This is a genomic window from Bacillus salipaludis, assembly GCF_030938565.1.
In the GTDB taxonomy this organism is placed as follows: domain Bacteria; phylum Bacillota; class Bacilli; order Bacillales; family Cytobacillaceae; genus Neobacillus; species Neobacillus salipaludis_A.
Genome location: NZ_JAVGVR010000001.1, coordinates 4,143,368 through 4,163,853, shown reverse-complemented (window position 1 = coordinate 4,163,853; position 20,486 = coordinate 4,143,368). Strand labels below are relative to the sequence as shown.

General features: G+C 37.2%; 23 protein-coding genes. 15 read left to right on the top strand and 8 right to left on the bottom strand.

Annotated features, from left to right (window positions below; genetic code table 11):
* Nucleotides 1-102: 102 nt before the first annotated feature.
* Nucleotides 103-441 carry a DsrE family protein gene (locus RCG21_RS20730; RefSeq protein WP_133334812.1) on the bottom strand — a complete coding sequence of 113 codons (339 nt, stop codon included), beginning with the start codon at nt 439-441 and terminating at the stop codon, nt 103-105.
* Nucleotides 442-1,127: 686 nt separating this feature from the next.
* Between RCG21_RS20730 and RCG21_RS20725 the strand changes: the two genes are divergently transcribed.
* On the top strand, nt 1,128-1,892 hold the full coding sequence (locus RCG21_RS20725; RefSeq protein WP_133334814.1) for an SDR family NAD(P)-dependent oxidoreductase: 765 nt from the start codon (nt 1,128-1,130) through the stop codon (nt 1,890-1,892).
* Nucleotides 1,893-1,908: 16 nt separating this feature from the next.
* Nucleotides 1,909-2,214 (top strand): ArsR/SmtB family transcription factor, encoded by a 306-nt coding sequence (locus RCG21_RS20720; protein WP_133334816.1) that lies wholly within the window; start codon nt 1,909-1,911, stop codon nt 2,212-2,214.
* Nucleotides 2,215-2,775: 561 nt separating this feature from the next.
* Here RCG21_RS20720 and RCG21_RS20715 read toward each other — a convergent pair.
* The 3 genes from RCG21_RS20715 to RCG21_RS20705 form a co-directional block, all read right to left on the bottom strand.
* Entirely contained in the window at nt 2,776-4,191 is a 1,416-nt protein-coding gene (locus tag RCG21_RS20715) for a glycoside hydrolase family 18 protein (protein WP_133334818.1), read from the bottom strand.
* A 177-nt stretch (nt 4,192-4,368) separates the two neighbouring features.
* Entirely contained in the window at nt 4,369-4,524 is a 156-nt protein-coding gene (locus RCG21_RS20710; protein ID WP_133334820.1) for a type II toxin-antitoxin system antitoxin, read from the bottom strand.
* A 13-nt stretch (nt 4,525-4,537) separates the two neighbouring features.
* A complete protein-coding gene (locus tag RCG21_RS20705) occupies nt 4,538-5,398 on the bottom strand; it encodes an SPFH domain-containing protein (RefSeq protein WP_133334822.1) in 861 nt (286 codons plus the stop codon).
* Nucleotides 5,399-5,684: 286 nt separating this feature from the next.
* On the opposite strand from RCG21_RS20705, the gene RCG21_RS20700 reads away from it, so the two are divergent.
* The 8 genes from RCG21_RS20700 (at nt 5,685) to RCG21_RS20665 (ending at nt 11,009) form a co-directional block, all read left to right on the top strand.
* Entirely contained in the window at nt 5,685-6,317 is a 633-nt protein-coding gene (locus RCG21_RS20700) for an AmiS/UreI family transporter (protein WP_133334824.1), read from the top strand.
* 164 nt (nt 6,318-6,481) lie between these two features.
* On the top strand, nt 6,482-6,904 hold the full coding sequence (locus RCG21_RS20695; protein ID WP_133334826.1) for a MarR family winged helix-turn-helix transcriptional regulator: 423 nt from the start codon (nt 6,482-6,484) through the stop codon (nt 6,902-6,904).
* A 62-nt stretch (nt 6,905-6,966) separates the two neighbouring features.
* Complete coding sequence (locus RCG21_RS20690) at nt 6,967-7,365, top strand: DoxX family protein (protein ID WP_133334828.1); 399 nt, start codon at nt 6,967-6,969, stop codon at nt 7,363-7,365.
* A 124-nt stretch (nt 7,366-7,489) separates the two neighbouring features.
* Nucleotides 7,490-8,428: a ring-cleaving dioxygenase gene (locus RCG21_RS20685; RefSeq protein ID WP_133334830.1), complete on the top strand. Its 939-nt coding sequence runs from the start codon at nt 7,490-7,492 to the stop codon at nt 8,426-8,428.
* Nucleotides 8,429-8,451: 23 nt separating this feature from the next.
* On the top strand, nt 8,452-9,060 hold the full coding sequence (locus RCG21_RS20680) for a flavin reductase family protein (protein WP_133335560.1): 609 nt from the start codon (nt 8,452-8,454) through the stop codon (nt 9,058-9,060).
* A gap of 38 nt (nt 9,061-9,098) precedes the next feature.
* Entirely contained in the window at nt 9,099-9,716 is a 618-nt protein-coding gene (locus RCG21_RS20675) for an alpha/beta hydrolase (protein WP_133334832.1), read from the top strand.
* Between the two features lie 147 nt (nt 9,717-9,863).
* On the top strand, nt 9,864-10,469 hold the full coding sequence (locus RCG21_RS20670) for a hypothetical protein (RefSeq protein WP_308913724.1): 606 nt from the start codon (nt 9,864-9,866) through the stop codon (nt 10,467-10,469).
* 126 nt (nt 10,470-10,595) lie between these two features.
* Entirely contained in the window at nt 10,596-11,009 is a 414-nt protein-coding gene (locus RCG21_RS20665) for a gamma-glutamylcyclotransferase family protein (protein WP_165976265.1), read from the top strand.
* A 46-nt stretch (nt 11,010-11,055) separates the two neighbouring features.
* Here the strand turns inward: RCG21_RS20665 and RCG21_RS20660 are convergent, their stop codons facing one another.
* Nucleotides 11,056-11,484, bottom strand: a complete 429-nt coding sequence (locus RCG21_RS20660; protein ID WP_133334838.1) for a hypothetical protein — start codon at nt 11,482-11,484, stop codon at nt 11,056-11,058.
* A 443-nt stretch (nt 11,485-11,927) separates the two neighbouring features.
* On the opposite strand from RCG21_RS20660, the gene RCG21_RS20655 reads away from it, so the two are divergent.
* A complete protein-coding gene (locus RCG21_RS20655; protein WP_308913723.1) occupies nt 11,928-12,941 on the top strand; it encodes a DUF3231 family protein in 1,014 nt (337 codons plus the stop codon).
* 297 nt (nt 12,942-13,238) lie between these two features.
* On the opposite strand, the gene RCG21_RS20650 is transcribed toward RCG21_RS20655, so the two are convergent.
* Both RCG21_RS20650 and RCG21_RS20645 read right to left on the bottom strand, forming a co-directional pair.
* Nucleotides 13,239-13,610, bottom strand: coding sequence for a hypothetical protein (locus RCG21_RS20650; protein WP_133334842.1), 372 nt, complete (start codon nt 13,608-13,610; stop codon nt 13,239-13,241).
* Nucleotides 13,611-13,697: 87 nt separating this feature from the next.
* Nucleotides 13,698-14,489 (bottom strand): hypothetical protein, encoded by a 792-nt coding sequence (locus tag RCG21_RS20645; RefSeq protein ID WP_133334844.1) that lies wholly within the window; start codon nt 14,487-14,489, stop codon nt 13,698-13,700.
* 175 nt (nt 14,490-14,664) lie between these two features.
* On the opposite strand from RCG21_RS20645, the gene RCG21_RS20640 reads away from it, so the two are divergent.
* Complete coding sequence (locus RCG21_RS20640) at nt 14,665-15,216, top strand: DJ-1/PfpI family protein (protein ID WP_133334846.1); 552 nt, start codon at nt 14,665-14,667, stop codon at nt 15,214-15,216.
* Between the two features lie 135 nt (nt 15,217-15,351).
* On the opposite strand, the gene pdxR is transcribed toward RCG21_RS20640, so the two are convergent.
* Nucleotides 15,352-16,761: a MocR-like pyridoxine biosynthesis transcription factor PdxR gene (gene pdxR, locus RCG21_RS20635; protein ID WP_208025368.1), complete on the bottom strand. Its 1,410-nt coding sequence runs from the start codon at nt 16,759-16,761 to the stop codon at nt 15,352-15,354.
* Between the two features lie 105 nt (nt 16,762-16,866).
* Between pdxR and pdxS the strand changes: the two genes are divergently transcribed.
* The 3 genes from pdxS (at nt 16,867) to RCG21_RS20620 (ending at nt 20,474) form a co-directional block, all read left to right on the top strand.
* Complete coding sequence (gene pdxS, locus RCG21_RS20630) at nt 16,867-17,751, top strand: pyridoxal 5'-phosphate synthase lyase subunit PdxS (protein ID WP_026576133.1); 885 nt, start codon at nt 16,867-16,869, stop codon at nt 17,749-17,751.
* A 1-nt stretch (nt 17,752) separates the two neighbouring features.
* The gene (pdxT, locus tag RCG21_RS20625) at nt 17,753-18,343 is read left to right on the top strand and encodes a pyridoxal 5'-phosphate synthase glutaminase subunit PdxT (protein ID WP_133334848.1); all 591 of its coding nucleotides are present in this window, start codon (nt 17,753-17,755) and stop codon (nt 18,341-18,343) included.
* A gap of 574 nt (nt 18,344-18,917) precedes the next feature.
* The gene (locus RCG21_RS20620; protein ID WP_133334850.1) at nt 18,918-20,474 is read left to right on the top strand and encodes a spore germination protein; all 1,557 of its coding nucleotides are present in this window, start codon (nt 18,918-18,920) and stop codon (nt 20,472-20,474) included.
* Nucleotides 20,475-20,486: the final 12 nt, after the last annotated feature.

The following is a 20,486-nucleotide window of genomic DNA, read 5'->3' as shown; positions in this document are numbered from 1 at the left end:
ATAATTGTCCTATCTTGTTGCATTAAAGCGCCGATTGTTGTATCTCAACATTGTTTAGATTTTAAATAAATGACAGATACCTTATGGAAAACCTCTTCAAAATCAAGATAAGGTAAGGACCTCATATTTTGAGGCTAATTCAATAAAATGGTCCATCCCGCTGATTTTCCCAGCTACAAGCCTATCATTTAGCTCATAAAAGTCTACACATGTTTTACATGCAAGAACGTCAACACCCTTTTCTTCCAGTTCTTTTAATTGGAGAGAAACAAGCGAGTTATCTGTTAGTGTAAACACACCCCGGTTCATACAAAAAACAGCAGCAGTCAGTTCTTCCTTCTGCTTAAGAATCGTAAAGAAGGTTTCTAATATTCCTTCACCTAGTTCTGGTTCTCCTTTGCCAAGCTGATCTGAAGAGAGTAAAATGACTTTGTTTTTCAATTTCTCCACCTCACTGATTTATTAACATAATGGTAGCATATTTAATTAGGAAAAAACTACCTTGTCTGGTTGATGTTGTAATTCATTCAGTTGCTTTCTTTCAATCATAGCTGATTTTCATGTAGCTATGATAGTAGGCGGAGATTCTCCGGCTAATGTATGTAGTCAAGTGTTAAGAAGCACATATTAGCGGAGATATTCCGGTTAACTCCTCTAAACAAGCTAAAATCTAATGATTTGGATGAGATAAACGGAAAACCTACCTTTATTTTTATGGAAATATGAACATTTCCCAAACTAAAAGGAATTTTTCCGTTTATTTTTCAAACACCGTGAAATCAACATTCAGTTAATAACAGAGCGGAAAAAGTACCCTGGGCATAGGGCTCCTGCGATACAGGCAACCGCCAGAAGTGTTTTGCCTGCTACGAAAAAGTAAAGAATGAGTCCAAGATACAGACAAGCAAAAATGAGGCCGATCACAGCCACTGTTTAATGGTCAGAAAAATTCGAAGCAGTCCTTCCAAATTCGGAGCATAAGTAAATGATTATAATTTGTGATCTTTCTCTCAATGTAATTGACATTAAGAGGATATTTAATTATTATACGTTTAAACGTTTAAACATTTAAACGCGAATATTCTATTTTTCGAATAAAATACAAACCCCAATGGAGGAACGAGTGTGTGAAAAGGACAGCATTAATTACTGGAGCTACAAGCGGCTTAGGATATGAGTTCGTAAAACTGTTTGCTGCTGATGGCTACAATCTTGTTCTAGTTGCTAGAAATAATCAAAAATTAGAAGAAATCAAACATACCTTTCCCCATATTGAAGTGACGATCATTGCTAAAGACCTAAGCGTACCAGGAGCGGCTAATGAAGTATTCCAGGAAGTTAAAAAAAAGGGAATTAATATCGATGCTTTGATTAACAATGCTGGTTTTGGATTAATGGGGAACTTCGTTGACCTAGATCTTCAAAAACAATCAGAGATGATTCAACTTAACATTACGGCATTAACAGAATTAACCTATTATTTCCTGCCAAGCTTAAAACAACAGAATAAGGCGAGAATCCTGAATGTCGCAAGTACAGCCGCATTTCAGCCGGGTCCATTAATGGCTGTGTATTACGCGACAAAGGCATATGTGCTTTCTTTTTCAGAAGCACTTGTGGAAGAGTTAAAAGGGAGCAGTGTTACCGTTACCACTCTATGCCCTGGTGCAACAAAGACCAATTTTGGTTCGGTTGCCAGTGTGGAAGGAACAAAAATGTTCAGTCGGGCTATGTCTTCAAAAATAGTAGCTCAACAAGGTTACCAGGCAATGATGCACGGGAAACGTGTGATAATAACGGGTGGATTGAATAAAGCTGGTGCACTCGCAGCAAAGTTTTTGCCAAGGAGCCTGGGAGCAAAAATTGCGATGTATGTCGCTGGTGAAAAGTAAGGGGGCTCTTGGAGTTATGACAAAACAAGCGATTGATGTTTTTAGGGCGTGTATTCCGTTATTTAACACGTTAAGTGACCCGGCAAGGCAGGATATTATTCTTTTGCTGGCAGAACGAGAACCGTTAAGTGTAAATGAAATTGCTGAACATTCCAGTTTATCGCGACCAGCGATTTCTCACCATTTAAAAATCATGCGGGATCTTCAACTTGTTAAAATAGAACAAAAAGGAACTCAGCGTTATTATTCACTTTCGTTAAATCAAAGTATAGAGCAATTGAAGGAGTTAATTGAAATAGTCGAGACTGAATGTATTCTTTAAAGTGTAAAAATGGTCCTGTTTCATTTATAGCCTGGATGAAGGACATTTCGCGAGTATCCAATGAAAGATTTGTCCTTCATTGCCTGGATGAAGGACATTTCGCGGGTATCCAATGAAAGATTTGTCCTTCATAGCCTTGATGAAGACCATTTTACAGGTACCCAATGAAAGAATTGTCCTTCATAGCCTGGATGAAGGACAATTCGCGGGTACCCAATGAAAGATTTGTCCTTCACAGCCTTGATGAAGACCATTTCACAGGGAACCCAGAAAGATTTGTCCTTCATAGCTTTGATGAAGATCATTTTACGCGTACCCAACGAAAGATTTATCCTTCATAGCCTGGATGAAGGACAATTCGCGAGTATCCAATGAAAGATTTGTCCTTCACAGCCTTGATGAAGACCATTTCACAGGGAACCCAGAAAGATTTGTCCTTCATAGCTTGGATGAAGACCATTTTACGCGTACCCAACGATAGATTTATCCTTCATAGCCTGGATGAATGACAATTCGCGGGTACCCAATGAAAGATTTGTCCTTCATATCCCAGATTCCCCATTACAAAGCTAATTTTTTTATCGTAAAATTGTCACCTAATAATGCCCAGTTTTGTGGATATGGATAACCTAATGCCCAGTAACTGACACCACGCAGGTTATATTGTTTCACCATGTCAAACTTTGCTTGAGCACTGCGTGCATCTTCAAACCATACTTCATGACCCCGGCCTTGCTCATCTACATAGCGAAAAAATGGTGATTGTGCGATCGTATCATATTGTATGGAAGCCCCATATTTAACAGCCCTTCTTACCGCTTCTTGAGGGCTAAAGGTCTCGGCTTCTTGGCCCTGAACATGTGGGAGAAACCAATCACGGGCATAAATTTGGAATCCTAAAAATATTTTTTCTGCTGGCATCACCGATAAGGCATATTCCACAACTCTTCGCATTTGATTAATAGGAGAGATTGCTTGCGGAGGGCCAAGTCGATATCCCCATTCATAGGTCATAAGTACCACGAAATCTGCAATTCTTCCATGTGCCTCATAATCGTGTGCTTCATATAACAGTCCTGCTTGGGTTGCACTTACTTTTGGTGCAAGAGCAGTTGAGACCAAATATCCCTTTGGATGCAGACGGTCAACCGCTAATTGTAAAAATTGATTATAATTCTCGCGGTCATCCGGTTGTACATTTTCAAAATCAATGTTTAACACTTTATAGCCCTTAGTATCCATCACTTGAAGAGCATTTGTAAGTACTTTTTCTCTTAAATCTGGATTGGATAAAATAACATGCGCTAAATTTGATCCAGCTTGTGTGGAGGTGAAATTTGTGATCGCCAACATGGGTACAATATTTTTAGATTTTGCAGCATCAACCATTACCTGGTCATTCATCGGTTGTAATGTCCCATCTTCCTTGATCATATAAGCAAATGGGCTAAAATAAGTAAGTAGATTCCCAAATTCATTAAAGTTATCGACAGTTGTTTCGTTCGACTGATACGTATAAGCATTTACTTCAATCGTTGGTTTTGTTCTTGGGATTGCCAATTGCATACCTGGATAAATCATGTTAGGGTCTTGAATGTGATTTTCACTGATGATTGCCTGAACCGTGATCCGATACCTGTTGGAGATTTGCCATAAGGTCTCCCCTGATTGAACAATATGTGTGATAGAAGGAATAAATAGTTTGGTCCCAGGATATAAAACATTTGGATTTGTTAGTTGGTTCGCTTGGATAATCGCCTGAATGGTGACGCCGTATTGTTGAGAAATGGACCATAATGTATCCCCATACTTAACGCTGTGGGATGTCCCAGGTTTTGGAATAACTAACGACTGTCCTATTAGTAATTGATTTGGGTTGGGTAACCCATTTAATTGAACTGTTGTATTCATATTTACAGCATAGCGGTTGGTAATTTGCCAGAGCGTCTCGCCAGCGCTCACCACATGTATAATCATTCGGACTCCCCCTAGGCGTTTTCATTAATGCATAATATGTAACAACCAATAAAAGGTGTATTACCTTGGGGGGTGACTCTTTTTTAAATGGGAGGAGCCCGTTCATTAACCAGCTCCAGCTGTAAACTAAAGGCACGGGGATAATTATTATATCCCCGTGCCTTAAATATCCGTAATTTATTCTTTTTTCATTCTGCCGGCCTTTTTGGCCGCCTCTTTTAAAATTACTTCGATTTGGGCGTTCACACTTCTAATTTCATCTTCCGCCCATTTTTCCAACACTTCATATAATTTGGGATCAATACGGAGCGGAAATGATTTTCGTTTCGTCATTTACGACACAACCTTAATAAATACTTCCTGTATTGATAATGGGCTGCGTGCCCTTTTCAGATACAATCGCGACCATCAAATTATTGACCATCTGTGCCTTTTTCTCCTCATCCAGCTCGACAATTTCTTGTTCAGCCAGCTGATCAATTGCGGCTTTGACTAGCCCTACAGCACCATCAACAATCACTTTCCGTGCCGACAACACTGCTTGAGCCTGCTGTCTTTGAAGCATGGCAGATGCGATTTCGGAAGAATAGGCCAGATGCATAATCCTTGCTTCAATGACATCGACCCCGGCAACCTCAAGTCTTTTTTGTAAGTCAGACATAAGAACGTCTGCAACCTCATCGCTATTTTGTCTTAATGTTAAGGCGTTTCCGGATGATTCAAATGAATCATAGGCATAGGTGCTGGCAATGTGGCGAATCCCAGTTTCACTTTGAATTTGAATGAATTTCTCGTAGTTTTCTACATCAAATAGGGCTTTAGCAGCATCCCTTACTTTATATACCACAACAGCAGCGATTTCAATCGGATTTCCCTCTAAATCGTTGACCTTTAATTTCTCGCTGTTAAAGTTCGTCACACGTAAGGAAACACGTCGTTTAAACGTGAAGGGAATGGTTGCCCATAATCCTTGTTCACGAATCACACCTAGATACGTACCGAAGAATGTTAATACTTTTGCTTCGTTAGGCTGAACAATGGTTAAACTGGTCGCAATGATCAAACCGAGTAGAACGGCTACAATGGCAAGTATTTTTTCTAGTGTTGAAACACCGTTAATGACTAATAAAACTCCGCCAACAATACACACAATGGCAATGACAAGTGCGGCAAAACCATTCATTTTAAAGATCGTTTTTTCTGTCATACAATCCCCTCCCTAAGATCAACGTGATATAAAAGTGATATCACATTTATATCATATGATTTTTGTTGAAAAAAGTAAAAGGTTATAGTGCTAACCAATTTATTTGTGTGGTGAAATAAACAATTTCCATTTTTTTAAGATATAGAAAGGATTTACTCTCTGATCGAGTATAAGTATAATAAGAAATGCTAATCGGACGTCATACGACTTTTTAAAAAGTAAAGACTTTTGATTATATAAAAAACCAGCTACTTGTAATATAAAAAAACGAAAAGGAAAAAATAAAATGGATATAATCGGTTTGTTCTTATCTGGTGCTGCATTATTTTTAAATGGGATTATGCTCGTAGGAAAAGCGGATGAAAAAAACGTTGGGATTTTTAATCTGTTTGTTGGGGCGTTCCAAGTCATCGCTCCTTTTTATTTAATTATTATTTCCGGTCAAGATCACTGGTTTTTATTTGAAAAAGCAGCCACTTTCTTGTTCGGTCTAACCTATTTGTACGTCGGAATTACTCTGTTAAAAGGAATGAATGGAAGCGGGCTGGGTTACTACTCTTTATGGGTGTCTATTATCGCTCTCGGTTATGTGATGGAATCCATTATCCATTTTCATGATATGGTTAATGCGTTGACATGGCTATTGTGGTCATTTTTATGGTTTTTATTTTTTGTAATCAATACACAAAAAATCAATATCAATAAATTCGTTGGAAAAGTAGCTATTATTCAATCATGGATAACCTTAACTTTGCCGGCGCTTTTTTCTTTCATAGGCATATGGGGGAATAAATGGATCTACAATATCTGGATATTCGTCTTAGGAATTTCAATCATCTACTTTCTGCTTTTGGCATACAAACAATTTTTTTATCAAAAAAAGCTTAGCTTTAAAGGAAAATTAACCATTTCAAAATAAGAAAATTGGACTAGGGCGGCATGACTTTTAATAAGTTATGCTGCCTTTTTTCTAATTGGGGAAATTGCATGAATAAAAATAGGTGTTGACATGAAAAATGTTAAGAATTATAATTATCTCATATTCAAGATAATAAATTTCGAGATTTTGGGAGGTGATTTAAAATGGTGCGAAAATGCAAGAATTTACCCTTTCTTGTCTTAATGCAAACATCAAAAGCTATTCATGAGCGCATAAAGGAAGAAATGACTAAAAACAAACTGAGTATTACGGAATTTTCAGTTTTAGAGGTCCTTTACCAAAAGGGGAAACAGACCATCCAACAGATTGGTCACTGCATCTTAATTTCTAGTGGATCGATGACCTATGTGATAGATAAATTAGAACAAAAAGGTTTGTTAAAGAGAAATGACTGTCCTAATGATCGACGTGTGATTCATGTGACATTAACGGATAAAGGAAATCAATTTATGGAGGAAATCATGCCGAAACATCTTGAGTTAATTGAGGATATGTTTCATTCATTAAATTCTGATGAGGCAGTGACATTGTTTCGGTTATTGGAGAAAGTAAAGAATACAATATAAAATTTTATTTTTTAAAATAAATATCTCGGATTCAAGATAAAAGCACTTAGGAGGAATCAGAAATGATTAATGTTGGCTTATTAATAATTCGTTTAGTAGTTGGTATATTATTCATTGGTCACGGTGCTCAGAAATTATTTGGTTGGTTTGGTGGTTACGGGTTAAAAGGTACGGGAGGCTGGTTTGAATCCGTTGGTGTGAAACCGGGAGTAACCATGGCCTTATTCGCTGGATTAGCAGAACTAATTGGTGGAATTTTGTTTGCTTTAGGACTTTTAACGCCACTTGCGGGAATTATCATTGCAGGTACTATGGTAATGGCGATCGTGAAAGTGCATGGTCCAAATGGAGTATGGGCAACATCAAATGGGTATGAGTATAACTTAACTTTGATCGCCGTTACGATCGGTATAGCTTTAGTCGGTCCTGGTCAATATGCTTTAGATGCTTTATTTTTCTAAAATATCTCGGAATTGAGATTCTTAAATTCAAATAAATATAAGACTTCAAAATTCAAATTAGGAACAAAATAACGTATACAGTTCCTTTTCAAAGCGAATTTCACATTAAAAAGGAGTGAGAAAAATGAGTAAGAAAACAATGGGGATTCACCATATCACAGCCATCGTAGGTCATCCACAAGAAAATGTAGATTTTTATGCTGGAGTTTTAGGATTACGACTTGTCAAACAAACGGTCAATTTTGATGATCCAGAAACTTATCATCTTTATTTTGGTAACGAAGGTGGAAAACCAGGAACAATTATTACCTTTTTTCCATGGACAGGTGCACGTCAAGGGATCATTGGAGACGGGCAAGTCGGAGTAACTTCATATGTAGTTCCGACAGGTGCTTTTAGATTTTGGGAAAAAAGACTAGAAAAATTCAACATTTCTTTTACGAAAATGGAACGCTTTGGCGAGCAATACCTGGAATTTGATGATCCACATGGGCTTCATTTGGAAATCGTAGAAAGAGAAGAAGGGGAAGCTAATACTTGGACCTTTGGTGGAGTAACATCGGATGTAGCCATAAAAGGATTTGGCGGTGCCACTCTTTTATCCTCTCAACCAAATAAATCAGCGGAATTGTTAGAAAATGTTTTAGGATTAGAAAAAATCGGGATAGAGGGGGATTTTGTACGCTTTCGCTCCTTAGCTGAAATCGGAAATATAATCGATCTTAAATTAACTCCGATTGGTCGAGGACAAATGGGTGTGGGAACTGTACACCATATTGCATGGAGGGCGAAAGATGATGAGGATCAATTAGATTGGAAACAATTCGTTCAAGCAAATGGGTATAGCGTTACACCAGTACAGGATCGAAACTACTTTAATGCGATATATTTTAGGGAACATGGGAAAATCCTTTTTGAAATTGCAACTGATCCTCCAGGTTTTGCGCATGATGAGTCACAAGCTACAATGGGGGAAAAATTAATGTTGCCATCACAATATGAGCCTCATAGAGGACAAATAAAACGCGGATTGTTACCATTTGAAGTAAGAGAACTAAACTGATTTTACGAAAGGAAATGATTACTGTGCTTTCGATTGACCCAGCCATATTGTCTGAACGGGATAATTATAAGTTCCTAATAGGAAGCATCATACCTCGACCGATTGCTTTCGTCACAACGATATCAAAAGACGGGGTTTTGAATGGTGCACCATTTAGCTATTTTAATATCGTATCATCCAATCCTCCGTTGATTTCATTATCGATTCAACGTGCACAAGGGGAACGAAAGGATACATCAAGAAATATCATCGAGTCTAAAGAATTTGTTGTTCATATTGTGGATGAACAAAATGTGGAAAAAGTAAATAAAACAGCTGCCAGTCTTCCACCAAATCAAAGTGAAATAGAGTTAGCGAAATTAACTCCAGTAGAAAGCGTAAAAATTACTGTGCCGGGAGTTAAGGAGGCGAAAATTAGAATGGAGTGTTCTTTGGAACATTCATTTGAATTGGGAGGTTCGGATTCCCCGGGATGTGATTTAATCATTGGAAAAGTGGTGCAATTTCATATCGAAAATGACCTCTATGAAAAAGGGAGAATTGATCCCAAGGGTTTGGCTGCGGTAAGTAGATTGGCTGGGAATTATTACGCCAAAATTGGTGAGATTTTTGAAATCGAAAGACCTAAATAGTTCATTTCAACGATGAACGTTCTGGAGGGAGATTAATCATGAAGCATATATTCAATAAGGGACAAGACCCAACTAAACCAACGTTATTATTACTGCATGGTACGGGTGGCACAGAATTAGACCTGTTGCCGATTGCAGGAAGAATGGATGATGAGGCGAATGTCTTAAGCGTCCGTGGGAATGTATTAGAAAATGGCATGCCGCGTTTTTTTAGAAGATTAGCGGAAGGGGTCTTTGATGAAGAAGATCTTATTTTCCGTACAAAAGAATTAAATGAGTTTCTAGATGAAGCAGCTGAAAAGTATGGTTTTGACCGAAATAATGTCATTGCCATCGGTTACTCAAATGGGGCGAATATTGCGGCAAGTTTATTATTTCATTATCAAAATGCCTTAAAGGGTGCGATTCTCCATCATCCAATGGTACCGAGAAGAGGAATCGAACTTCCTGATTTATCAGGGAAGTCAGTATTTATTGCCGCTGGAACAAATGATCCAATCTGCTCTCCAACAGAGTCCTCTGAACTACAATCTTTATTAGACAAGGCAAATGCGAAGGTTGAAATTCATTGGGAAAATAGAGGTCACCAACTAACATTGGAAGAAGTAGAGGCTGCAGGCCAATGGTATAAACAATTTAAATTAAAAAATATGTAAAAAGAAAATCAATGAATATAAACTAATCGGAATTTTTTTCGGTTAGTTTTTTTATGGGTATAAAAATGGGTAAAAGAAACAAAGCAGGAAATCCTTTGATTTTATCGAAAGTATATGAAAAACAGGTTTTAATATAGAGGTGACATAATGATTTTTCATTATCATTTTTGGACTCCCCATGTGGAGGAAACTGAAAAGTTTTATCAAGAGAATGGATTTCGCATATCGCAACGTTTAGGAAAATACAATGGCGATTTTCAAACGTTTAATCCTCCATTAACTTGGGATGATTTTCGTGAAAAAAAGATTCTTTTCCGAATTTTAGAAGCAAGAAAAGGGGCAGTTAATATAACTTTTGGTTATGGAAAGAGGATTATGTTTGATCATATTGGCTTTATAGTATCGGAGGAAGTAAAAGGAGAAATTAGTGAAAATGCTGAAAGAATGAATTGGGAAGTTGATCGCGGTGAAAGGAGGACCTTTATTACTACACCCTATCATTTTAGGATTGAACTCCAATCGAATATAGATGTAATAGACTCTATGAGTGAGAACATAAAAATAAAAAAATTAAAATTGGTAACTAAAATGGAGGGATTGGATAAAGACCTTGCCCAGTTGTTTGGAGGACCTCTTTATCAAATCATTTCCAAAGTCGGTAATGAAGTTATGATTAAGGAAGTGGTTATAAATGGGTTCTTATCGTCGAATGTTGTTGACCCTAACGGAGTAAAAGTTTTTAACAATATTTAGATAAATATTATAAACTAACAATCATAAAAAAACTCATAAAGGCCAAATAACAAAAGTGGTTTAAAGTGATGTACTGCTTTCGGGAGTATTTGTAGGAGAAGATTTAAATATTTGGGAGTGATGGTAATGGAAAAAAGGCACCATGTATTCGTTTACGGCACCTTAAGAAAGGATGACCGTAATCATAAGCTGCTTAAAGATGCTGTTTGTATTGCAAGTCATTGTTTCACAGAAGGAAGGCTATTTGATTCGCATCAGGGGTACCCGTTTTTAGTGCAATCCACTGACAGTCGAGTAGTTGGAGAACTTTATATAGTGGACGACGCGCAGCTTTCTGACCTCGATGGGTTGGAAGACTACAATGGAGTTGGAAAAGATAATCTTTATAATCGAGTGGAACAAGTGATCCATACTGGTACTGGGGATTTTCTGGCCTTTGTTTATGTCCTTCCAGAGAGTAAGAATTTCAAAAATATGAAGTTGATTGAAAGCGGAGACTGGTTTCTATATCAAAAAAATCAGAAAACAAGTCTAGGGTAGTGTTATTCTAATAGTAAAAGGCCGAAATATTAAATAATTGATTGGTTTAATGGCTTGGTAGCAGCATTTTATCTAAATCGCGCACTCTGTCATAAGATTCTACTAGATGTTTAGGGACCAACGTTCTTCCAAATTCCCAAGCATTTGTTTCAATTAACGATTTAAGCTGTTCGATCTCATCATCTTCTCCATACATTAGAATCCTTGTATCATGTTTGTTTTTCTTAAAATCTAAATAGTACCCGAGTACTCGATAAAGAATAAGTTTAACAAAGTTTTCATCAGTCTCTTTAATTTTAAAGTTCAATTTATCTTTATATCCGTTAATTTGTAAGTAGTTAAACTTAATCGTATTTGTCGATACGTTATAACTCATGGGCACAGTTAGATGATTGTTAAATTCATAATTAATTTCTAAATTATGTTGTTGGAGAGTATTTTCAATGATCTTTTCAATATCCCATATGTATAGCATTTGTTCCACCAATACCTTTTCCCATAATGATATCTGATAACCTTCATGTAATTATCTGAATTTGTCAAAATTATAGCACAGATTTTTATTAAATTAATGATAAGAGTATTACAATTTAATATCAGATCACTTACAAGAAATTTATCCTTCTATATACAGGTGAATATTCATAAAGGTTTTTAGGTTCCCCATTCAATTCGAATGGGGAACTTTTTTGTATTAAGCTCTATTAAAATTTTGAATGAAGATTCAATAATCAAAACCTGAATAACAATTATTTACATAGGAAAATCTATCACAAGGCGAACCATTTGAAAAATTAAAGGTATAGGAAAAGTTTTTAGCATAACGGTTAATTCTAATACTTCTATGAACATAATTACCTAGTATATATTTTCAGTATTAGATTGTTGATATAGATGAAAAAGGATGGTGGACATGTTATGGAGAGCAAGGACGAGAGCGTAAAACTAACAAGCGCAGAAGTATCAGTCTTATGGGGTACGTATGTTAACGACAGTATGGTGGATTGTATAATGCACCACTTTTTGGAATCCTACTCAGACCCAGACATTCATCCTATACTCGAGCAAACGAAAAACATTGCCAAAAAACATATGAATGAAACAGAGCAATTATTTCTGAAGGAGAAAATTGCAGTACCAGAAGGCTTTAAGGTAGGGAAACATGTTATTCCTGGGGCACCAAAACTTTTTTCCGATATGTTTTATATGCAGTATGTATTGCAAATTTGTCGTTTTGGAATTGCTTCCCATACTGTAGGTTTAACATCAGCTGCAAGAGAAGATGTACGAAAAATGTATAAAGATTTCTACGATGATGCCTCACAATTATACAATGATGTAGTGAATCTTATGGAAAATAAGGGCACTTTTGTGCGGATTCCTTATATGACCTATCCAATTAAAATTGACTATGTCAACAAAGAAAATTTTTTAACAGGTTGGTTTGGTCGCAAACGTTCCTTGTTGGGAATAGAAGTTATCCATTTGATGCTTAATGCTTTTCAAAATGAAATTGGTAGAGCAACATGTGTGGGTTTTCCGCAGGTGGCTCAAGAACGAGAAATAAGAGAATATTTCCTGAGAGGAAAGCACTTAACGAAACATATTCTGAGTTCTATTCATGATGTACTTTTAGAAAGTGATGTCCCAAATGCAATGTCATGGGACCAAAGTGTTACAGATTCAACCATACCGCCATTTTCGGACCATTTGATGCTTTATATTATTGGCATTCTTTCTAATCTTGGTGTAGCAACTTATGGAGCTGGATTATCTGCAACCATGCGTAGGGATATTAGTGCGATGTACGCCAGTTTTATAACGAAAGCAGGAGCTTTTGGAGAAGATGGCATGGATTTAATGATTGAGAGAAGATGGAGGGAGCAACCTCCGACATTTGAAGACCGAGATCGGTTAGCTAAAAGGGATTAGTTTCAGGAACAAAATAAGGTAACGACAATCAAACTGAAAACGAGCCCCAATTATGTGGCTCGTTTTCCCAGGTGGTAAAGTCTTACTTTTCCTTGACAGCAAGTCCGATCATCATCACTATGAGCGTAAGCAACTGAATCATAACCTCTAGGTTAATCTTCATTCGCCCTCCTAACCTAAGTGAATTTTCTATCCTCCGGTCTCACTAAGAAGAAGTAAAGACTTACGTTTCCCATACAATATAGATATTCGGTCAACCAGTAAATATGACAGTTGAAATTATGATGATTTGAATTTCTATTCAAGTCCTGTTTGGGTTTTACCAGAGACGTGCCCATGTATGAATGTTACCAATATCGAATTCGGACCGGCACTTGCAGCATAGGTGTAGACTTCCATTTTCAATTTCCCTGATTGGCCTTGGGTTTGGTCAGTTGGTTTCCCAAGGATTTTTTCTACCTCAGCTTTAGTCATGCCACCTTCGCCAGTCTTTACATCTCCTACGCGAATTTGATCATAGTCTGCTTTACCTGGCAGAGCTTTTTCACTTTGTTGTGGTGCATTTTTCTCATCTAAGATATGCGGAATTCCATTGACAACCCCAACGATGATAAAAATTAACACAAAAGCTCCTATAAGAAGCATGACAAGTTTAAAAAGTTTTCCCATTATGATTCCCCTAACACATTCATTGTCTTATCAACACACACTATATTAACAGACAATCAATTTAAATCCAAAGGATGAATTCAATGTTTAATCCTGTTCTTTCAGACTAAACCCCATCTCCCATAATTCCTCAAAATAAAGCTCTTCAAATTTTTTCTCAAGAATTCCATAAAAATAGGCGATTGGTTTTTTGACGATGGAATTTGTTTTTAGCTTTCTAACTAATTGCTTAAATGCTTGAATGGCTGTTTCTAGAACTTGATCTTTATTCTTTTCCTGGTCACCTCGATAGGCTGCAATATTCACCATATGCCAAAATTCTTCAATGGTTTTAGCATCAGAAAAGAAGAATTTTACTAATTGCATAAACGGTTTCGGTACTCGGTCACTAACAAAAGTGTGATCGATTTCAACAGACGGTTCTTGATTACGTTTATTTATCTCTTGATTATTGGTTTTAGGAAGATTGCTAGTTTTAGGGTGGTCCATTTTTTCCTCTTTTGGTGGTTCACTTTGAGGAAAACGATTAAATACATAAAGGTTACTCGATTGTGAGCCGTTTTTTCTTTCGGTTTCATAGACTGTCATGATTCCTAAGTTGATTGCTTTTTGGATCATCCGTTTAAAGGTTGACCGGGAAATGCCGTTGTCATGATATTCTTCATGAATCGCTTTTAAGACGGTGCCAATTTTGGCATTCGAAACTCCTGGGATTTTTGCCGAAAAACGAACCAGCCGTTTTAGTCCAATTAATTCACCTTTCGAAAAATCCTTCTTATGTATAGCCAGCCACATCTCTAGATGGGTATTAAATTCCTTAAGTGAAGAGAATTGAGAATATTGTTCGAAGCCTTCAATTTTACCTGATTTTATTTGCATATAATTGCACCACCCTTTCACCGCCTATATAAAGAAAAACGGGTGAAAAGGACATGGTGGGAGAGGGGAAGTTGTGACAGATTTATGAAAACAATATAAGGTAAAAAAGTAATAATAGAAAGAGTTTCGAATATAAATAATGTTGGCTTGGTTTATAGTGTATGGAGGGATGAGTATGTCAAAAAAAGTACTAATTTTAGCAGGGGATGCCGTTGAATCTTTAGAGGTTTATTATCCATATTTTCGCTGCCTAGAAGAAGGATATGATGTTAAAATTGCTGCACCATCCGAGAAGAAACTGCAAACAGTCGTACATGATTTCATCGGTTGGGATACCTATACGGAAAGCAAGGGATATCTGATTGAGTCTAACCTTGCATTTGAAGATGTCAATCCTGAAGAATATGACGGGTTAATTATTCCTGGAGGAAGGGCACCTGAATACATTCGGTTAAATAAAAATGTTCCAAGAATTGTTGCTCACTTTTTTGAAGCGAATAAACCAGTAGCAGCCATATGCCATGCCAGTCTAATTTTAACAACAGTCCGCCAATACTTGGAGGGCCGTGAATTGACTGCATATATTGCCTGTAAACCAGATGTGGAAGCAGCAGGGGCAAAATATATTGACAAACATCTCCATGTTGAAGGAAATCTAGTATCAGGACATGCATGGCCTGACCTGCCAGGGTTCATGAAAGAATTCATCAAACATTTAAACCAATAATCTTTACTTGAAAAATCTTAAAAAGGAACCTGACTCTACAGTCTGGTTCCTTTTATTATTAAAATATTGGAAAAATAATGTAATATTAGTTTTTAGATGAAATTTAATTACAAAAATCCAAGTTGACTGATCGCTCTATCGCTTTTTTGATTTTGAAATTCCCCAGCATTGCATTAATTGGTGAATGCCTTTTTCAATTTGATCGATTGGAATACTGCCAAAGCCAAATAGAAAGGTTGGATATTGATATTCAATTGGCTTTAATAAATAATCGCTTACTGGATAGATGGCAATATTGTCTTTTGCTGCTATCCGTTGCAACTGATCTTCACTTTTTGACAGGGGGACAGAAATTAAAACGTGCATTCCGGCTTGGTCTCCAGTGATTTTAACATCAGGATAATAGGTTTCAAATATTTGGGTTAATTTTTCATGTTTTTTACGATAAATTTTTCGCATCCGGTTTAAGTGTTTTGAAAAATATCCATCTCTCATAAAATTAGCTAAAATATGCTGATCAAATCTCGGTACGGTTGCCGAGTAAAAACTAAATGCCTCTTTGTATTTTTGCAGCAAGGTTGTAGGTAATACAATATAAGCAACACGTAAGGAAGGCATTAATGATTTGGAAAAAGTGCTCATATAAATGACTTTATTGTTTTGGTCTAAGCCTTGTAATGCAGGAATGGGTTTTCCGATATAACGAAACTCACTATCGTAATCATCTTCAATGATGTAATGATTTTCATCTTTTGCAGCCCAGTTTAACAGGTGTGTTCTTCTTGTTGCTGATAGTACCGCACCCGTTGGGAATTGGTGTGAAGGTGTAATGTAAACAACGTTGGCATTTGTTTTTTCAAGTTCATCCACCATTAAACCTTCTTCATCTACCGGAATCGGGATGGCTCTATTTTCTAATTGTATTTTGGGGATAGCAGAATAGCCAGGGTTCTCAAGAGCAAATTTTGAATCATTTTCAAGTAATCTTAGAATCATTGGAAGTAGATGTTCCGTTCCCGAACCAATGACAATCTGATCTGGTTTACATACAATCCCCCTTGATTGATAAAGATATTTTGAAATTTCAGCTCTTAATGCCAATTCTCCTTGAGGGTCTCCAATTTGTAAAAACTCTTTTGAGCTACTATCATATAAATTTTTTGCATATTTTCGCCAAAGTGAAAATGGGAATGAGTCGGTATCAATTTTTCCCGGATGGAAGTCAAATTGATAGATTTTCTTCTCGACCTTCTCTATAGGCATGTTTAAATGCTCTTTTTCAATATAGGGTAATTCATCGATCTCTTCTACAAAGAAACCAATCCGAGGTTTAGATACCACATAGCCTTCTGCCATGAGTTGAAAATAGGCAATTTCAATCGTTGTTTGACTGATATTTAAAAATTCAGCTAATTTTTTTTTGGATGGTAATTTGGTTCCAACTTCAATTTGTTTATGGATAATGGCATCCTTGATACCGATATAAAGCTGTTCATATAAAGGTTTTGCTGTACTTTTATCCAATTTAAACATAAGCATATCCATCTGCAATTCCCCCAACTGACCATATTGATTTTTTGAAAATTGAACCTTTTCTTAAAGTCAATTTCTATTATACTAGGAATCATCAAGTCATTGGAGGTTATTTTTATGAAACAAGTTGGAACTGAAAGAGTAAAACGTGGAATGGCAGAAATGCAAAAAGGCGGCGTTATTATGGACGTCATTAATGCCGAGCAAGCAAAAATTGCAGAGGCTGCAGGTGCAGTTGCTGTTATGGCTTTAGAACGGGTACCATCTGATATTAGAAAAGCTGGGGGCGTAGCCCGTATGGCGGATCCTCGTATTGTAGAGGAAGTATTGAACGCTGTAACCATTCCAGTAATGGCAAAAGCACGTATTGGTCATATTGTAGAAGCACGTGTATTAGAATCAATGGGTGTTGATTACATCGATGAAAGTGAAGTATTGACTCCTGCTGATGAAGAATACCATTTATTAAAAAGCGACTATACCGTACCTTTTGTATGTGGGTGTCGCGATTTAGGGGAAGCTGCACGTCGGATTGGAGAAGGAGCTTCCATGTTACGTACGAAAGGTGAACCGGGAACAGGTAATATTGTAGAAGCTGTTCGTCATATTCGAAAAGTGAATGCGCAAGTAAGACGCGTTGTGGGTATGAGTACAGATGAATTAATGACTGAAGCAAAAAATTTAGGAGCACCATTTGAATTATTACTTGAAATCAAAAAATTAGGGCGCTTACCAGTTGTAAATTTTGCTGCTGGTGGGGTAGCGACACCTGCCGATGCAGCTTTAATGATGGAACTTGGAGCAGATGGTGTATTTGTAGGATCAGGTATTTTTAAATCGGATAACCCAGAAAAATTCGCACGTGCCATTGTAGAAGCAACTACACATTATCAAGACTATAAACTGATTGCAGAAATTTCAAAAGAGTTAGGGACACCGATGAAAGGTATTGATATTTCAACGCTAGCTGCAAGCGAACGAATGCAGGAACGTGGTTGGTAACATGCTGAAAATTGGGATACTTGCATTACAGGGTGCAGTCAGAGAGCATATTAGACAAATAGAAGAGCTTGGTTGTGAAGCCATTTCTGTTAAATCTGTTGAGGATCTAAAAGATATAAATGGTCTGGTATTGCCTGGCGGAGAAAGTACGACAATGCGTAAGCTGCTGGACCGTTACGGTTTACTAGAACCCATTCGTGCTTTAGCTGACAAAGGAATTCCGATGTTTGGAACATGTGCGGGTCTGATTTTATTAGCAAAAGAAATCGTCGGATATGATACGCCTCATCTTGGGTTAATGGAAGTAGTGGTTGAACGGAATTCATTCGGACGCCAAGTAGATAGTTTTGAAGTAGAGCTATCCATTCATGGAATAGGGGAAGATATTCCTGCTGTTTTTATCCGGGCACCACATATCGTAGATGCCGGTGAAAATGTTGAAATTCTAGCAAAACATGAAGAGCGCATTGTGTTAGCTCGAGAAGGTCAATTTTTAGGTTGTTCCTTTCATCCAGAGTTAACAGAAGATAGTAGAATTATGAAGTATTTTATTCAAATGGTACGAGAGAACACAACTGTTTTATCTCATTAGGAATGTCTTCAAATTGTATAAAAGTGTTTCCATATATATGTAACAAGAGATTTAAAAAGCTAACATAGTGAACCAAAATATAAAACGGTAAAACACTCACAAATTTATTTATAAATTTTTGTGGGTGTTTTTTTATAGAAATCCCACTGCTTCGAAGAGCACCACAGAAAACCACCGTAATAAATAAAACAAGTAAAGGAGAAACTAGAGTAATTACTCTTCTGAAAAATGTTTCAAAAGCAGTTTTTGCATGGAATCGGCCATTACTTTTGTGCACTCACCCCATGATATCCTTTTCATTCCTTTGAGTTTTCTTCTGCTTAGTAATTTTGAATCTTCCGTTCCGATTTTTTTCCAAGTTTTCGCCGATCTGACGGCCATAGGGGGTCAAGGATGTAAGTAACTGTTGGCTGATGGTTGCATCTTTTACAAATTCATTTGTGCAAATATATCCAATTGCAACTGAACCAAAATGGTTTAAATTCCTATATAAAAGACAAAAATGATGGTACATACACAGTCCAAAATGATCTATTCTTGGTTCGCAGATTAACAACTAGTGAGTGATTAATCAATGAGAAAACTAAAAATAAACAGACTTGCAGACAAAAAGGCTTATGGACGAGATACTGTTTCTCAAGAATCTGCTACAAGTTTTACCGACGACTTACCAATAAATTTAGAATTAGTAAAACAAGAAATCGGTCAAAACTGGGATGTCCATTATCGGGAGTTTAACATGGGGCGTACTGGGATAGGGGCATGCCTCATTTTTGTCATTGGATTATCTGACATAGAACTCATAAATAAACAAATTATTTCATCCTTAATGGTTGAATTTTCTTCAGAATTAAAACATGAATTATCCGCAGTAAAAGGAAATCAATTAAATGAATTTTTAAAAAACCAAGTGATCCCGATTAGTGAAATTGAAGAGATAGGTTCGATAAAAGTGGCAGCTGCTAAAATCCTAACAGGCTCTGCAGCACTTTTAATCGATGGGTCTTCAGAGGTGCTCGTCTTAGGTACCACAAAATTAAAAACAAGAGCGATAGAAGAACCTGTATCTGAGTCTTTAGTCCGAGGGCCTCGCGTTGGATTTACGGAGTCTTTGAGGGATAATACCTCAATTTTGCGAGGAAACGGTGAAATTGAAAATCTAACCTTTGTAAATTTTCGAGTTGGTAGGACTTTAAAAAAAGATTTGGTGGTTGCTTACATTAAAGGAATTGTCGACCCGGATTTAGTTCAAGAGGTAGAAACGCGCATAAAGAAAATTGATCTTGATCATATCCCGGAATCCGGTTATGTCGAGCAGTTGATTGAAGATAATTACCGAAGCCCCTTTCCACAGGTGCAGAGTACAGAGCGTCCTGATCGAGTAATGGCTGCTTTAATGGAAGGCCGGGTATCCATTTTACTGGATGGAACGCCTTTTGCATTAATTGTTCCGGTTACCTTTAGCATGATGTTACAATCACCGGAAGACTATTATGAAAGATGGATTCCCGGTACACTGCTCCGATTACTTCGGTATCTGGCATCGATTCTGGCTCTTTTCACACCAGCGCTGTATATTGCTTTTATCTCGTTTCACCCAGGGATGATTCCGACTAAGTTAGCGATTTCCATTATAGGTTCGAGGACAGGGGTTCCATTCCCGGCATTGATTGAAGCCTTATTCATGGAAATTTCCATAGAAATTTTGAGGGAAGCCGGGCTCCGTCTGCCAAAACCTATTGGTCCGGCAATGGGCATTGTCGGTGGATTAATTATTGGTGAAGCCGCTGTACAGGCAGGGATTGTGAGCAATATTTTAGTCATTATCGTATCTTTAACGGCTATTTCATCGTTTGCCATTCCGCAATATAGCGGAGGGATACCGCTACGTATCCTTCGCTTCGTAGCCATGCTTTTTTCTGCAGTTTTAGGTTTGTACGGGGTGATTTTATTTTTCATCTTCTTAACCGCCCATTTAGTGAAATTAAAAAGTTTTGGCACTCCATATGTGAGTCCGGCGGCTCCTTATCGTTTAAGTGATTGGAAGGACTTTATGTTTCGCATGCCGCTTATGATGATGAAGGAACGTCCAAAAGTGAATCATCCGAAAGATAAGATACGGAAGGGATAATGTATCGTGAAA